Genomic DNA, 14859 nt, shown 5'->3' with positions numbered 1-14859 from the left:
GCCTCCCGAGGGTGCTGAGAACCCGGAGAGCCTACGCCGGGGCCGCCCCGGGCGCTGTCCCCTGCGCCGACTAGTCTCCTCCCATGGATCGGACCGCGCCCCCGGAGCCTCATGCCCTTCGCTGACGAGATGATCCATCGCGGCACCGCCGTGGATCTCGCCGATGCCCTGGAGACAGCCGCTCCCGGCGTCCCAGCCGCCCGCCTCCGCGAAGCCGCCGAGACCCTCGCGCCGCTCAGCCTGCGCGAACGGGTCGACGTGCTCCGTGAGGCGATGCTGCTGGATCTCGGGGGGTCCTTCACGGAACTCGCCGCCGTGGTCCGTACCGCGATCCGCGTCGCGCCGGGCTTCACCGGCTGGATGATCTGGCCCGTCTCGACCGCGGTCTCGGACTCCGCGGCGGCCGACGGCAGCCCGTCGGCGACGGATGACGCCCTCGATCTGCTGGCCGAGCTCACCGGCCTGCTGACCTCCGAGTTCGCCCTGCGAACCCTCCTGCGCCACGACCTCGACCGCACCCTGGCGAAGGCGCTGGAGTGGACGACCGCGGACGACGAGCACGTGCGTCGCCTCGCCTCCGAGGGCACACGCCCCTACCTGCCCTGGGCGGTGCGCGTGCCGGGCCTGACCGCCGAGCCCGGACGAACCCTCCCGATCCTCGATCGTCTCCATGGTGACCCGTCAGACTACGTGCGGCGCTCCGTCGCCAATCACCTCAACGACCTCAGCCGCGATCACCCGGAGCTCGTGGTGAGCACGGCCGCCGGCTGGCTCGGTGCGTCGGGCGGAGGATCCGGCACGACGACCGGCACGACGGACAGGCTGGTTCGCCACGCACTGCGCACCCTGCTCAAGCGTGGGGACCCCGCCGCCCTCGCACTGCTCGGCTATCCCGACCCCGGCGACGCCCTCAAGGTGGACGGCCCCCACCTCGATCGCGACCGCGTCGAGAGGGGCGGGTCCATCGAGCTGCGAGCGACCGTGCGCAAGACTGGCGGCGCGCGCCATCGGGCCGAGCTCCGCGACGAGGCTCTCGAGGGTCTCCGGACCCCGCGAGCTCGCGATCACCACGTCGTACCCCGCCGCGATCGCGGCCCGGGCGACCTGGCTGCCGATGTTGCCTGCTGGTACTACGAGCGCTCGAATCCGACCATGGCGGCGCTCGGCCCTCGCGTTCACCACGCCTTGTCACGCACAGAGACTTGGGTCACTATGCTTCCGACATGTCGGCGCACTTCTCCCCCTTTGCATTGAGGCCCCATGAACTCCCGCCAAGAATCCTCCGCTGACCCGCTTCCCACAGAGCTCTCCCCCGAGCTCGACAACAAGGAACCGTCGGCGATCTCCGCACTGGTCGCCGAGGTCCTGGGCACATTCCTCCTCGTGTTCGGCGGCGTGGGAACCGCCTTGTTCGCCTCCGACTTCGGCACCGGCGACAACGGCTCCTCGCTCGGGGTCGGCTTCGTGGGCGTCGCCCTCGCCTTCGGCCTGACGGTCGTCGTCGGCGCCTATGCCTTCGGCCCGATCTCGGGCGGTCACTTCAACCCCGCCGTCACCATCGGTCTCGCCACCGCGGGCAGCTTCGAGTGGGGCAAGGTCCCCGGCTACATCGTGGCCCAGGTGATCGGCGGCGTCCTCGGCTCCTCGCTGCTCGCCCTGATCGGCGCCTTCGGTCCCGACGGGTGGCTCTCGGCCGCGCGGGCCGGCGGATTCGCCAGCAACGGCTTCGGCGAGCTCTCGCCGGGCGGGTTCGGACTCGGCGCAGCGATCCTGATCGAGGTCATCCTCACCACCGTCTTCCTGCTCGTGATCCTCGGCGTCACCCACCCGGAGCGAGGAACGACGTTCGCCGGCCTCGCGATCGGTCTGACGCTGACGCTGATCCATCTGATCTCGATCCCGGTCGACAACACCTCCGTGAACCCGGCCCGATCGATCGCGGCAGCGGTCTTCGGTGGCGGTGGTCCGCTCCTGCAGCTGTGGGTGTTCATCGTCTTCCCGATCCTCGGCGGTGTGATCGCCGGCCTGCTCCACAAGCACGTCCTGGCTGGTCGCCGCTGACTCCGAGCCGACGGCCCCACTGACGCGAGGTGCTTCTCACCTGCAAGGGCTTCCAGAGACCGACGAAGGGGCCCGCATCTGCGGGCCCCTTCTCCCGTTCCCGGTGCCGTGCGGCACCACGGCGCTCGAGCGATCAGCCATCGAGCCTCCCTGGTCACGGCCCACCGCTGGACGTACGCTTTCCCGCGGCGGGCCCCGGGTCTCCTGACGCGAGGCCGCCCCGACACGAGGAGCACACCACGATGCAGTAGGCCCAGCTCGGTCGCAGCGGTGCGACCGTCTCCCGGCTCGTCCTCGGGACGATGAACTTCGGCCCGCACACCGCCGAGGAGGATGCCTTCGCGATCATGGACCGCGCGCTCGATGCGGGAGTGACCTTCTTCGACACCGCCAACGGCTACGGCGGCGCGGAGAGGCGCGGCTGGACCGAGGAGATCATCGGCCGCTGGATCGCTTCTCGCGGCCGACGCGAGGAGATCGTGCTGGCCACGAAGGTGTTCGGCGAGATGGGCCCCGGGAAGAACGATCGCGGGCTCTCGGCGCTGAACATCCGCCGAGCGGTCGATGCCTCGCTGCGCCGTCTGCAGACCGACCACATCGACCTCTACCAGATGCACCACGTGGACCGCACGGCGCCCTGGGAGGAGATCTGGCAGGCGATGGACGTGCTGGTCGCGCAGGGGAAGATCAGCTACGTCGGCTCTTCGAACTTCGCCGGCTGGCATCTCGCCCAGGCGAACGAGGCGGCCCGCGCCCGCCAGTCGCTGGGTCTGGTCTCCGAGCAGTCGCTCTACAACCTGTTCACCCGCGACATCGAGCTCGAAGTGATCCCGGCCGCGGAGCACTACGGACTCGGGGTCATCGCCTGGTCACCGCTCGCGGGCGGGAAGCTCGGCGGTCGCTCCGAGACGGGCGTCCGGCGCGGCACCGCCGACCGTCGTCACGACCCCGCGGACCTCACCCAGCAGCTCGATCGCTGGGAGGCCTTCTGCGCGGAGCGCGATCTGGCACCCGGCCAGGCGGCGCTCGCGTGGCTCCTGCACCGTCCCGGCGTGCTCGGTCCGATCATCGGCCCGCGCACCCTGGACCAGCTGGACTCCGCGATCGGTGCCGTGGACATCACCCTGAGCGACGACGACCTCACCGCGCTGGACGAGATCTTCCCCGGCCCGGGCGGTCCGGCCCCCGAGGCGTATGCCTGGTAGGCCGCGCACCGATCACCCTCGCGGCGTCGAGGAACATCGCGGGCAGGGCCCCGGCGGTGCCGTGACGTCATGCTGAGCTCCGGACTGTCCATGCTGTGGGAGTCCGAAGACGCGGAGCTCGCGCTGCACGAACGCTTCGGCCTCGACGGGCGGGAGGGCGCTGCCCGCTGGCTCGGGGAGGTGCTGGCCGAGCACTGGGGCCTCGTCCTGCGGGCCCTGCCGCGCCTGACCGTGGTGTGAGACCCCAGTTGCGGTCACGCTGGCTCGAGGCGCTCACGCTGTGGATGGGTATCGCGGCGATCCCGTCGCTCGAGGACGGTCGCTGGGCGGCGGCGGTCGACCGGCTGGGCTGAACCACCTCACCCCACGAGCAGGCAGAACGGATGATCTTCCGGGTCTGCCATGACGTACAGCGGTTCCTCGGTGTCCTCGGAGCGGTCCAGCAGCAGACGGGCACCGAGCTGTTCTGCCCTCTCGCGCTGCACCTCGAGCTGCTGTGCGTCCGGCACCCGGAAGTCCATATGCAACTGCATCGGGATCTCCTCGCTGGGCCAGGTCGAGGAGCGAAGCTCCTTCTTCTCCTGGACGGCGAGGATGCGCTGCCCATCGGCGTCCAGCAGCACGATCCAGTCGGTGTCGTCGTCGGGAGCAGGAGGCGGTGGAGGCTCATCGTCCGGCCGCGGATGCAGTCCCAGCAGGGCGCAGTAGAAGTCGGCGAGTGCACGTGGCTCTCGCGCATCGATCGCGGTGCAGCTGAGCACGGGATACGTCATCGGTCCTCCTCGTGGCAGTTCCACAATAGCCCTCGGGCCCGACGAGTACGACGGTGGCACCGCGGGCTGTTCCCCTCGTCGGCCGTGCGGTCTACGCTCGCACCGAGCGCCCGGCGATGGGTCGGGCCAGCGACGAGGAGGCCCCGATGCCCGCAGCACTCCACCCCTACCTGAACTTCGCCGGGAACTCCCGGGAGGCCTTCGAGTTCTACGGCCGCTCGCTCGGCGCGATCCCTCAGTTCGTCACCTTCGGGGAGGCCGGCGCGCTCCCGGCCGAGGATGCGAACGCCGACAAGGTCATGCACGGCTCCCTGGAGGTCACCGAGCTGATCCGGCTCTACGTCAGCGATGTCATCGAGGGAATGTCCCCCGAGGGTTTCCTCGTGGGCAACAACGTCACCCTCTCGCTGATGGGGGACGACGAGACCCTTCTGCGCAGCGCATATCAGAAGCTCTCCGAAGGCGGCAGCATCACGATGGCTCTGGAGAAGCAGATGTGGGGCGACGTCTACGGATCGTTCACCGATCGCTTCGGCGTCGTGTGGCAGGTGAACATCAGCGTTCCTGAGCAGAGCTGAGGCGCACCGGTCGCCGACCCAGTCGCCCCCTCGGAACCGGGGTTCCTGGGTCATGCCTCGACGCGAGTATCCTGCGACAGGGCCGTTCGCCGGCTCTGTCTCCCGCGTGCCCTGCCTGCCGCGACTCCTCTCCCGAAGGGATCCCTCATGACTTCTCCCCGCGTCACCGTCCAGCAGGCCTGGGATGCACTGGTCGAGGGGAACGAGCGCTTCATGGCCGGGGACCTGGACCACCCCCAGCAGAATGCAGCCCGGCGCAGCGAGCTGCGCGGCAGCCAGGCGCCGAATGCCGCGTTCCTCGGCTGCTCGGACTCCCGGGTGGCGGCGGAGATCCTCTTCGACTGCGGCCTGGGAGACCTGTTCGTGGTGCGGAACATCGGCCAGATCGCGAACGCGAACACCACCGCGACCATGGAGTTCGCCGTGGCGGAGCTGGGCGTCGCCGTGATCGTGGTGCTCGCGCACGGCTCCTGCGGCGCGGTCAAAGCGGCGATCGACCAGACCACGGCCGCGCCGAGCGAGGTCACCCCGGCGATCCGCAAGGAGCTCGAGGCCATCCAGCCCGCGGTCCAGCAGGAGTGGTTCACGACTCAGCAGGTCAGCCCTTATGTGGATCCCGAGCTGATCGATGCGGATGCAGTGGGCCGGCGTCATCTCGACGAGACCATCAATGCCCTGATGCGCCAGTCGAAGGTCATCTCCGACGCGGTCGCCGCGGGCGAGCTCGGCATCGTGGGCTGCCAGTACCAGCTCGAGGAGGGCCGGGTCTCCCCGATCTCCTGGGTGGGCCGGGTCGACACCACCCGCTGATCACCACCCGGCTCACCGGTCGGGCGACTCCCAGATCGGGGCCAGCCGGTGCACCCGCAACGACTGCACCGCGATGGTCCCGGCGACCGCGGTGAGCGCGAGCGAACGGGGGCCCTCCGCCGGGAAGCTCAGCGAGGTCAGGTTCTCCTCTCCTTCCCCGACGAACACCTCCACGCTGCCGCGGTCCACGAGCACCCGCAGTAGGAGGTGATCACCGCCGTCGTGCGGGGCCGAGCGGTAGCCGCGGTCGCCCGGTCCGCCGGCGCTGCTGCGCCGGTCCAGCACCACGCGGCCGCTCTGGTCGTCGTAGGCCACCCAGGTGCACAGCCCCTCTCCGGTGCGATGCACCTGAAGACCCACCTGCTCGGAGGTGGTGCGTGAGAGGTCGACCTCGAGCTCGACCTCAAAGGCCTCCGCATCCTCGAGCAGCACCGTGGACCCGTCGGCCGCGAGGTCGAAGGACCCGTGATCGTGCGTCTCCCGGCGCAGCGCAGCGATCTCCGCCACCGGCAACGAGCGCAGCCGCAGGTCCTCGCCGAGGCTCAGCTCGCGCGGCACAGTCAGCTGGCCGCTCCACCCGTCGGCCCGCTGGGAGGCGACCGGGAGGGTGAAGGCGCCCATCCAGGCCAGCAGCAGACGGCGGCCGTCGGGCGCCTCGAAGGTCTGCGGGGCATAGAAGGTATGACCCCAGTCCGCCGGGCGATACGAGGTGGTCGGGGTGAAGTCCTCGCCCGGTGCCCAGCTGCCCACCAGGTAGCCGGCGTTGTGGCCGTTGCGCCCGCCGTGCCCGGAGGGACGGGCGGTGGTCATCGGGCTGTAGAGCAGCACCCAGTGCTCCCCGAGGGGGAACAGATCGGGGCACTCGATCATGAAGACGTCCGGGTCCGGGTCCTCGAAGAGCACCCGGTCGAACTCCCAGCTGAGCAGGTCCAGTGAGCGGTACAGCCATACCCGGCCGCGGCGCTCGGCGGACTGCACGCCGAAGATCATGTACCAGGTCTCCCCTGCCCGCCACACCTTGGGATCACGGAAGTCCAGCACCCCCGCAGGCGGCTCGACCACCCCGCCGAGCTTGGTGAAGCTGACGCCGTCCACGGACTGTGCGAGGCACTGCACCTGGAGGTTCCCCTCCGCGTCGTCCACGCCGTTGATCCAGCGGTGCCCGGTGTAGAAGACCTTCAGGGTGCCGTCGTCCCCGGTCACGGCGGAGCCGGAGAAGACTCCGTCGCGGTCCTCCTCGAGGCTGGGAGCCAGCGCGATCGGCTCCCGTCGCCAGGTCACCAGATCCTCGCTCGAGACATGGCCCCAGTGCATCGGGCCCCAGTCGGTGCCGGCGGGGTGGTGCTGGAAGAACACCTGGTAGCGGCCCTGGAAATGGCTGAGGCCGTTGGGGTCGTTGATCCATCCGGCGGGGGCCGCGACGTGGAAGGTGGGGTACCAGCGATCGTCACGGGTGGCGAGCAGGTCGGTGTTGGCCTGTGCGGCGCGGTGCAGCGCGTCCTGCATGATGCTCCTCAGGTCTGGGGTGGTGAGGACAGGGTCTCAGGCTGGGGTCCCGCGTAGGGTGAGACTCGACGGCGCGGCACCAGCATCGGCCAGGAAGTCCCCCATGAGCACCCCCGCATACCCCGAAGTTCCCACCACGACGTTCGCCGACGGGACGAGCATCCCGCTGATCGGCTTCGGCACCGGAGGGGCTCGGGGCCCCGCCGGGGTCGACGTCATCGCCTCGGCCTTGCGCACCGGGTACCGGCTGCTCGACACCGCCGCTCAGTACGGCAACGAGACGGCCGTCGGCGAAGGGCTGCGCCGCAGCGGGGTCGACCCCTCCGAGGTGCTCGTGACCACCAAGGTGGCCGGCGGGGACCACGGCCGCAAGGCCGCCCGCACCGGGATCCTCGAATCGCTGCGCCGGCTGGGGCTGGAGCGGGTGGGGATCGCGCTGATCCACTGGCCGAACCCGTCCCGGGGGCTCGCCGTGGACACCTGGCGCACCCTGCTGGATCTGCGGGAGGAGGGCCTGGTGCTCCACGCCGGAGTCTCGAACTTCCGGCCCGAGCAGCTCCAGGAGCTCTTCGATGCGACGGGGCACTGGCCCGAGATCAATCAGATCCAGCTCTCCTTGGCGCGGCCCCACGAGGAGCCGCACGCCTTCCACCAGCAGCACGGCATCCTCACCCAGGCCTGGGGGCCGCTCGGCACCCGCGAGGGTCTCTCGGAGCAGTTCGCGATCCGCAAGGTCGCGGCGAAGCACGAGGTCACCATCGCGCAGGTCGCGCTGCGCTGGGCCGTGGACCGGGAGATCGTGGTGATCCCACGCTCTTCCGACCCGGGTCGGCAGCGACGGAACCTCGACCTGGCCGCGCTCCGCCTGGATGACGAGGACCGCGCGCTGCTGGCGAGCCTCGACCTCGGCGAGGAGAGTGCCTGGGACTCCCGCACGCACGAGGAGTGGTGAGCAGGCCCGGCGTCAGCCGGTGACGGTGCGGGCGATCTCGTGCATCTGCTCGAGCCGGCCCCATTCGTCGTCGTCCGTGCCGGCGTAGACGAGCGAGAGCCGCCCGGTGTATCCGGCCTCGCGCAGCGTTTCGAGCGAGCGGGTGAGGTCCTCGGCATCGAGCACACCCGGGGCCGATTCGCGGGCCTTGACCTGTGAGCACTCCGCGTCCCCGGCCACCGCCGCGATCTGCTCGTACTTGTCCTCGCCGTCCCAGTTGCCGGTGTCGATCAGCAGACCGACCTCGCCGTCGAGCTGGTCCAGCAGCGCCTGGGTGGTGGGCGCATCCACCAGCAGCGACTTCCAGTTCTCAGTGAGCACTCGGATCCCCGGATGCGCCGCGGCGAGGGCCCGCAGCCGGCGGGCGCTGAGCGCGAGCGTCTCCGGCGTCGGCACTTGATCCCCCGCGGGCACCCGCACCCTCGGCACGCCCAGCTGCTCGGCGACCTCGATCCAGCCCGAGACCCAGCGCTGCTGCTCCTCACCGCGCTCGGGATGGACCAGATCCCCGTCATCCAGCAGGAAGCACTCGAGGTCCACTCCCGCGGTGTCGAACCCGTCGCGCAGCTCGGAGAGATAGGCGGGCTCGGTGCGCGGCAGGTAGAAGTGGCACAGCTGGGCGCTGGTGAATCCGTGCGCGGCGAGCTGCCCGGGCAGCTCGAGCAGGTCCAGGCCGCCTCCGGCGCCGTTCTCGGTGAGAGCGCCCGACGGCGCGGAGCCGGGGGCCACGAAGCGGCCCATCGTCCGGAACAGGGACCAGGTGTGCAGAGCCTTGGTGGGATCGAGGGCGGGGCTGGGATCGAGCGCGGGGCGGGGGTCGAGGGCAGGGGTCATGACGTCTCCTGTGATCGATGGGGCGGGGTTCATCCCGCGAAGTGCGCTGCGAGGTCCTCGGTGGAGGCATTCGCGCCGGAGCTCGGCGAGACCACGTCGGCCGTCATCACGCGGGTGCCGCGATCTCCCTCGCGGTGCGCCTCGAGCCGCACGAAGGCCGTGCGCACCCCCGGCTGCTGGTCATAGGTGTCGCTGACCGTCTCCAGGACGGTGAGCAGCGACTGCTCGATCTGCGCACGATCCCGCCCGGCGAGCACCAGGACCCCGCTGATGGTGGTGCCGGCGGAGGTCGAGTCCTGGAACTGCACCTTCCCGTCGAGGTGCTCCGGCAGCGCCTCGACGGCGACGCGCAGCGCATCCTGGACGGCGGTGACGTCGCTGCTCCCGCCCAGTCCGCAGGCGGTGAGCAGGCTGCCGATGATCCCCACGAGCACTCCCCTGCGGCCGATGGCACTGCCTGACATCGGCCCATCATTCACCATCGGGTCAGTTCTCGCGATGCACGCCGGAGATGAAGTGCTGGACGCTGTCGGGGTCGCCGGTGAGGAAGGGCAGAAGACTCGGATCCTGCGAGTACTGCGAGAGCGGCGAGTTCGGGTCCTGCAGCTGCCTCTCCACCGAGTTCTGGTACTCGGCGCCGCCGTGATTGGTCAGCGGGTTCCAGCTGGGGCTGTCCAGGGTGACGGTGGTGGTGCTCCCGGAGCCGATGTTCTGGTTCGCCAGCAGCTCTCCGGGATTCGGGATCGGTACGGGCAGGGGGATGCCGTGCGGTCCGGGCACCACCGGGCCCAGGTATGAGCCCTCGGCGTCGATCCTCGGCACCAGGTCGCCCCCGTGCTGGATGTTCAGCTGGTTCACGCCTGCGGGCACGTCGTAGTTGTCCACCGGGGAGCCATAGGTCATCACGTTGGTGAGGTGGTACTGGGAGGCGAACTCCGGATTCGCGGCGAGGCTGGCAGCGATCATCCCGCCCTGGGAATGCCCGTTGAGCATCAGCGGGACGCCCTCCAGGTCCGGGTTCTCCCGATAGAGCTGCGCGATCGCGTCGGCCGTGGCCTGCGAGCCCGCGGACCAGCCGTCGGAACCGGCCTGCTCGGCGTTGCCGGTGAGGTCCAGCGGGTTGTCCCCGGCCATCGGCCACCACTGCTCGGTGCCGGGGATGTTCACGATCACCCCGGTGGGCGGGTTGCCGACCACGCTCATCGAGACCTCCCCGGTCTCCTCGGGCCCATAGGTCTGGTTGGTGTTGGCGATGATCTGGGAGAGGTCACCGGGAGGGACCAGGCCCGAGTCCTCAGGGGTGACCGCGACCGGGGCATCGGCGTAGCCGATGCCGTCGTCGGCGAGCTCGAGGTCGATGCCGGTGAGCGCCTCGAAGACATCGCCCGTCCCGCGGAGCAGGCCCGCTGCGCCGTCGACCACCACCTCGGTGAAGCGCGGCCATTCGAAGTCCCGGACCGCGTCGAGGGCAGTGCTGATCAGATCGCGACCGTCCTGGAACCGGTCGCCGAGCCATTCCATCCCCTCGGAGACCCGGTCGCCGAGCCAGTCCGTGCCGTCCGCTCCCCGGTCTCCGAGCCAGCCGATCCCCTCGCGGATTCCGTCCACGATGTCCCCGCCGGTGTCCCGCAGCCAGTCCATCGCGTCCTCGAACCAGCCACCCCCTTCGGCCGAGGAGGCGCGATCCTGCTCCTCGACGTGCTGCCGCAGCTCCCGGGAGCGCTCCCCCAGGCCCGGCAGCACGATGCACTCGCCCTGCCGATGGGTGGCATCCCATTGCTCGCGGAACGCTTCGGCGTCGGGACCGACCCAGGTCACGGCCTGCACGCTCGACTGCAACCCGCCCATCACCTCCTCGAGGCGGCGCGCGGCGAGCTCGAGGGCGTCGGCTTCGCCGAGCACCTGCTCGGTGTCCATCCCGTAGAAGGTCATCAGGCGGCGCTCCCGGCGGCATGGGCGGTGACATGGCCGATCGCCGCGATCACCTTGGCGCGCATCGCCGAGGTGAGGGAGCCGGGCTCGAGCTCGCGGGCCTCGGTGCCGTCCTCGCCGGGCACCAGCACCGCGAGCTGCTCGCCCTCCTGCCCGTAGGCGTACCAGGAGCCGCCGCTGACGACGGTCTGCTCCGGGGCCGGGGAGGCGATCACGAGCATCTGCACCTCCGCGACGGCGGGGGCGTCGACCAGCTCGGCCGGAGCCGGGGCGGGGTCGGCGGCGGTGAAGGCGGGGCGCTGCGGCACGAGCGCCTCGAAGGTCTCGCTGAGGTGCTCGATCGTGCTCAGGCCGAGGATGACGGCGTCCGCCCGGCGCCCGAGCTGCATCGTCTCGGCATCGGCGGTGACCTCCCGAGACTGATCGATGATCACCACCACGCGACCGGCGATGCGGAGCCGGGTGGTCCAGGCCCGGTCGCCGTCGACGCACACCAGCTCGACGCCGACGGGGGAGGTCAGGGCGGAGCGCAGGAACTGCTGCCAGTGCGGGTCGATCACCAGACCGTCGTCCTCACCGGGCGCGTCGACCAGCAGGCCCACGAGCTCGAGCTCGACGATCTGCTCCTCGGTGATCTCTGCCGGCGGCTCCTGCTCGAGCGCGATCGCCCGCACCCAGGCCCAGGAGGGCTCCGAGATCCGCACCAGCTTCGCGTCCCCGGGCAGCGAGGTGATCCGCGGTCGCTGCTCCACCGTCGTGTCGTCGACTGTCATGCTCGGCCTTCCGCTGCAGCTGCGGGCACGCTGCGGTGCGGCCCTGGTCAGGAGCGTATGGCGGGAGACGGAGGAGAGGAATGGGGAGTTCTCCCCATCGAGGGCGGCCGGAGCTGCGTCACGTCGACTCCGTCCCCCTCCAGCACCGCGCGCCGCCACCCACGGGCCGAGCTGAGCACGGCGAGCGCCTCCGCATCGCGCAGCGCCTCGACGCTCAGCGGGCGCTGGACCAGTTCACCCCGCTCGAGCGCGAGCCGGCGGCCCACCCCGGCGAGGCCTCCGTCGGCCAGCGGCGGGGTGCACCAGACGCCGTCGATCCGGGCGGCGAGGGTCGCGATGGTGGTCTCGACGACACGGCCGTGGTCTCCCCGCAGCACCACATCCTCTGCCCCCGGATGACGCTCCCGGGCAGCTGCGAAGTGCTCCCTCACCGTGGTCTTGTGTGCGCTGAGCCCGGTCGGGAACGAGGTGCGCACCGTGTCCAGGGCGAGCCGCACCGGCTCGGGCGCCGCCACCAGCGGACGCGTGGTGATCTCGAGCGACCCGTCCCGGCGCAGCGCCAGCCGCAGCAGCACATCGCCCTCCGAGCGCGCCGCAGCCTCGACCGCCGCGGCCTCGAGCACCTCCCGCCGCGCGGGGATGCCGAAGTGCGCCGCCGACTCAAGCATCCGCTCGAGGTGCTCCCCAAGATGCTGCGCCTGCCCGCCGAGAACCGCGAGGGTCTCCAGCAGGGCGAAGGGCTCCCGCCTGCCTGTCGGCAGCACGGCGGCTTTGACCAGCAGCTCCGCGTACTCGCCGGCCGCGGTCGAGTCCCAGGTGATCCCACCGCCCGCGCCATAGACCGCAGAGCCGTCGGCTCCGTCGATCACCGCCGTGCGGATCGCGACGCTGAACCTCGCCCGCGGCGAGGGGCCGGGGGCGAGATACCCGATCGCCCCGCAGTACACCCCGCGCGGGGTGTCCTCGAGCGCGGCGATCAGCTCCATGGTGGACAGCTTCGGGGCACCCGTGATCGAGCCGCAGGGGAACAGCGCCTCGAACACCTCCGCGAGCCCGATCTCCTCACGCACGCGGCCCTGGATGCGCGAGGTCAGCTGCCACAGCGTCGGATACTCCTCAGCGGTCATGAGCTCGGTGACCTGCACACTTCCCGCTTCGCAGACCTTGGCGAGGTCGTTGCGCAGCAGGTCGACGATCATGACATTCTCGGCGCGGTCCTTCTCGCTCGCAAGCAGCGCCTCCCGCCCGGCAGCATCCGCCTCCGGGGTCCGGCCCCGAGCGGCGGTGCCCTTCATCGGGGCGGTGCGCAGCAGACCGTCCTCCCAGTGGAGGAACGATTCCGGGCTGGCGCTGACCACGGTGTTCCTGCCCAGGTCGAGGAAGGCGTGGTGCCCGCCGCGCTGGCGGTGGGCGAGTTCCCCGTAGAGCCCGAAGGCGTCACCGCAGAAGGTCGAGCGCAGGCGCGTGGTGAGGTTGCACTGGTAGGTCTCACCCTCGGCGATCGCGGCCCGCACCGCCTCCACCCGCTGCGCATGCTCCGCTGCGGACCAGTCCGGGACCCAGGGGGCGACCTCGAAGCCCTCCCCCGTGGTCAGCGGCAGCGCCTCCGCATCCGGGGCGTCGGCGATCCCGAACCACACCAGCGGCAGGCCCTCCTGCGGCGCCCGGACGCGAGCATCCGGATCCAGCCCCGCGGCTGCCTCATAGGCCACCATCCCGAAGGCCCAGCTCCCGCCGGTGACCGCCTCCTGCACGGCGGCGAGCGCGGGCCGCACCTCCTCGGGCCGGTCGGCGCTGATCACTCGTTCGGCCCGGCCGAACTGCAGGCTGCGGCCCGCGGCGACGTCGTCGAAGCGGGCGACGGGGGCGGGGACGGTCATGAGGGGAATCATGCCCGATGCGGAGGTCCGACTAGCATCGTGGCCATGGAGTCCTTCTCGCCGTCCTCGTCTCGTCTCGCCTACATCGACGCGACCGCCGGGATCGCCGGCGACATGCTGCTGGCCGCTCTGATCGACGCCGGCGCCGACCTCGACGGCGTGCAGCGGGTGCTGGACGCCCTGGCCCCGGGCTCGGTCCGCTTCGTCCGCTCCGCCGTGGACCGTGGCGGGCAGCGCGCGGTGAAGATCGACGTGGAGGTGCTGGTCGAGGATCCGCCGCACCGCACCTGGGCCTCGATCCGGGAGCTGCTGGAACGTTCCCGCGGGGACGCCTCCGTGCCCGAGCGCACGATCGACCTGGCGCTCACGGTCTTCGGTCGTCTCGCCGAGGCCGAGGGTGCGACCCACGGCGTCCCGGCCGACGAGGTCCACTTCCACGAGGTCGGGGCGCTGGACTCCCTGGCCGACGTGATCGGCGCCTGCGAGGCCTGGCGCCAGCTCGGCATCACCGAGGGTGCCGGCAGCGTGATCGCGGTGGGCTCCGGCCGGATCCGCGCAGCCCACGGTGACATCCCGGTGCCGGTCCCGGCGGTGGCCCGCCTCGCGCTCGGCTGGCCGACGGTCGCCGGCGAGCTGCTCCCGCCCCGCGGTCACGCCCCCGCGCATTCCCACGACCACGGGCACTCCCACCCGCATGATCACTCCCACGATCACCCCGTCGAGGTCCCCGACTCCGATGCGGCCCTGCCCGCCCACGCCCAGGGCGGCCCCCATGAGCACGGCGGTCGACGGGTCCCGGCAGGGGTCGCCCCCGGCATCGGCGAGCTCGCCACCCCCACCGGCGTCGCCCTGCTGCGCGGGCTCGCGAGCACCGCCGGCCCACAGCCCTCGCTGGTCACCGAGGCCCTCGGCGTCGGCGCCGGCACCAAGGACACCCCGGGCCGCCCGAACGTCGTGCGCGTGCTGGTGGGAAGGGTGCCCGACCGCACTGCCCCCGGGGCCGGGCCTGCATCCGGCAACGGCGACGCCCACGACACCCCCGCGGCCGCGCTCCAGCTCGAGGCGAATGTCGACGACCTCGATCCTCGGCTCTGGCCCGGAGTGGTCGACGAGCTGCTCGAGAGCGGCGCGCTCGACGCCTGGCTGACCCCGATCATCATGAAGCGCGGTCGTCCTGCAGTGACGATCCACGCCCTGGTCCGCGAGGGCGACGAGGTCGAGGTCTCCGCGCTGCTGATGGACCGCACCGGCACCCTTGGAGTGCGGATGCACCGGGTGGATCGGCTCATCCGCACCCGTGAGTTCACCGAGGTGGAGGTGCAGGGCCAGCGGATCTCCGTGAAGATCGCCCGCGACGCCGAGGGGTCTGTGGTGCGCCGCGAACCCGAGTTCCGCGATGTCATCGCGGCCGCCCGGGTGCTCGGGGTCAGCGAGCGGGCGATGCTCGATCTCGCGAAGGAATCCGCTGCGGGACTGACGGATCCGTCCTCCTGACGGATACTGGTAAGGAACCGAC

13 protein-coding genes and 3 pseudogenes are annotated in these 14859 nt (G+C 71.2%); 8 read left to right on the top strand and 8 right to left on the bottom strand.

Annotation, left to right across the window (positions count from 1 at the left end; genetic code table 11):
- Nucleotides 1–111 precede the first annotated feature (111 nt).
- A pseudogene (locus tag Q0937_RS18000) lies at nucleotides 112–741 on the top strand (DNA alkylation repair protein); the annotation flags it as partial.
- 243 nt (nucleotides 742–984) lie between these two features.
- Here Q0937_RS18000 and Q0937_RS08225 read toward each other — a convergent pair.
- Nucleotides 985–1146 (bottom strand): annotated as a pseudogene (locus Q0937_RS08225) (NAD(P)-binding domain-containing protein); the annotation flags it as partial.
- Nucleotides 1147–1260: 114 nt separating this feature from the next.
- Here Q0937_RS08225 and aqpZ point away from each other — a divergent pair.
- The 3 genes and pseudogenes from aqpZ to Q0937_RS08210 all read left to right on the top strand — a co-directional run bounded on the left by aqpZ (nucleotide 1261) and on the right by Q0937_RS08210 (nucleotide 3506).
- Nucleotides 1261–2061 carry an aquaporin Z gene (gene aqpZ / locus Q0937_RS08220; protein ID WP_299302153.1) on the top strand — a complete coding sequence of 267 codons (801 nt, stop codon included), beginning with the start codon at nucleotides 1261–1263 and terminating at the stop codon, nucleotides 2059–2061.
- Nucleotides 2062–2303: 242 nt separating this feature from the next.
- Nucleotides 2304–3266: pseudogene (locus Q0937_RS08215) on the top strand (aldo/keto reductase).
- A gap of 69 nt (nucleotides 3267–3335) precedes the next feature.
- Entirely contained in the window at nucleotides 3336–3506 is a 171-nt protein-coding gene (locus tag Q0937_RS08210) for a hypothetical protein (RefSeq protein WP_299302151.1), read from the top strand.
- A gap of 119 nt (nucleotides 3507–3625) precedes the next feature.
- On the opposite strand, the gene Q0937_RS08205 is transcribed toward Q0937_RS08210, so the two are convergent.
- Nucleotides 3626–4039, bottom strand: coding sequence for a VOC family protein (locus tag Q0937_RS08205; protein WP_299302149.1), 414 nt, complete (start codon nucleotides 4037–4039; stop codon nucleotides 3626–3628).
- A 146-nt stretch (nucleotides 4040–4185) separates the two neighbouring features.
- Between Q0937_RS08205 and Q0937_RS08200 the strand changes: the two genes are divergently transcribed.
- Together Q0937_RS08200 and Q0937_RS08195 are read left to right on the top strand one after the other, a co-directional pair.
- Entirely contained in the window at nucleotides 4186–4617 is a 432-nt protein-coding gene (locus Q0937_RS08200) for a VOC family protein (RefSeq protein WP_299302147.1), read from the top strand.
- Between the two features lie 147 nt (nucleotides 4618–4764).
- Nucleotides 4765–5427, top strand: coding sequence for a carbonic anhydrase (locus Q0937_RS08195; RefSeq protein ID WP_299302144.1), 663 nt, complete (start codon nucleotides 4765–4767; stop codon nucleotides 5425–5427).
- A 12-nt stretch (nucleotides 5428–5439) separates the two neighbouring features.
- Here the strand turns inward: Q0937_RS08195 and Q0937_RS08190 are convergent, their stop codons facing one another.
- A complete protein-coding gene (locus Q0937_RS08190) occupies nucleotides 5440–6933 on the bottom strand; it encodes a glycoside hydrolase family 32 protein (RefSeq protein ID WP_299302143.1) in 1494 nt (497 codons plus the stop codon).
- 103 nt (nucleotides 6934–7036) lie between these two features.
- Here Q0937_RS08190 and Q0937_RS08185 point away from each other — a divergent pair, with 103 nt between their 5' ends.
- Nucleotides 7037–7885: an aldo/keto reductase gene (locus Q0937_RS08185; protein ID WP_299302141.1), complete on the top strand. Its 849-nt coding sequence runs from the start codon at nucleotides 7037–7039 to the stop codon at nucleotides 7883–7885.
- A gap of 12 nt (nucleotides 7886–7897) precedes the next feature.
- Here the strand turns inward: Q0937_RS08185 and Q0937_RS08180 are convergent, their stop codons facing one another.
- Genes Q0937_RS08180 through pabB form a run of 5 tightly spaced genes read right to left on the bottom strand, consistent with a single transcriptional unit; the run spans nucleotide 7898 to nucleotide 13343 of the window.
- Complete coding sequence (locus Q0937_RS08180; protein ID WP_299302139.1) at nucleotides 7898–8758, bottom strand: sugar phosphate isomerase/epimerase; 861 nt, start codon at nucleotides 8756–8758, stop codon at nucleotides 7898–7900.
- 29 nt (nucleotides 8759–8787) lie between these two features.
- Nucleotides 8788–9222: a hypothetical protein gene (locus Q0937_RS08175; RefSeq protein ID WP_299302137.1), complete on the bottom strand. Its 435-nt coding sequence runs from the start codon at nucleotides 9220–9222 to the stop codon at nucleotides 8788–8790.
- A 22-nt stretch (nucleotides 9223–9244) separates the two neighbouring features.
- Nucleotides 9245–10690 (bottom strand): hypothetical protein, encoded by a 1446-nt coding sequence (locus Q0937_RS08170; protein ID WP_299302135.1) that lies wholly within the window; start codon nucleotides 10688–10690, stop codon nucleotides 9245–9247.
- On the bottom strand, nucleotides 10690–11463 hold the full coding sequence (locus Q0937_RS08165; protein ID WP_299302134.1) for a hypothetical protein: 774 nt from the start codon (nucleotides 11461–11463) through the stop codon (nucleotides 10690–10692). The genes Q0937_RS08170 and Q0937_RS08165 overlap by 1 nt, the downstream gene beginning before the upstream one ends.
- Nucleotides 11464–11510: 47 nt before the next feature.
- Complete coding sequence (pabB, locus tag Q0937_RS08160) at nucleotides 11511–13343, bottom strand: aminodeoxychorismate synthase component I (RefSeq protein ID WP_299302132.1); 1833 nt, start codon at nucleotides 13341–13343, stop codon at nucleotides 11511–11513.
- A gap of 45 nt (nucleotides 13344–13388) precedes the next feature.
- On the opposite strand from pabB, the gene Q0937_RS08155 reads away from it, so the two are divergent.
- Entirely contained in the window at nucleotides 13389–14837 is a 1449-nt protein-coding gene (locus Q0937_RS08155) for a LarC family nickel insertion protein (RefSeq protein ID WP_299302130.1), read from the top strand.
- Nucleotides 14838–14859 lie beyond the last annotated feature (22 nt).

This window comes from uncultured Brachybacterium sp., assembly GCF_947500705.1.
In the GTDB taxonomy this organism is placed as follows: Bacteria; Actinomycetota; Actinomycetes; order Actinomycetales; family Dermabacteraceae; genus Brachybacterium.
Note: the sequence above shows the minus strand (reverse complement) of the source record. Positions and strands in the feature narration are given on the sequence as shown.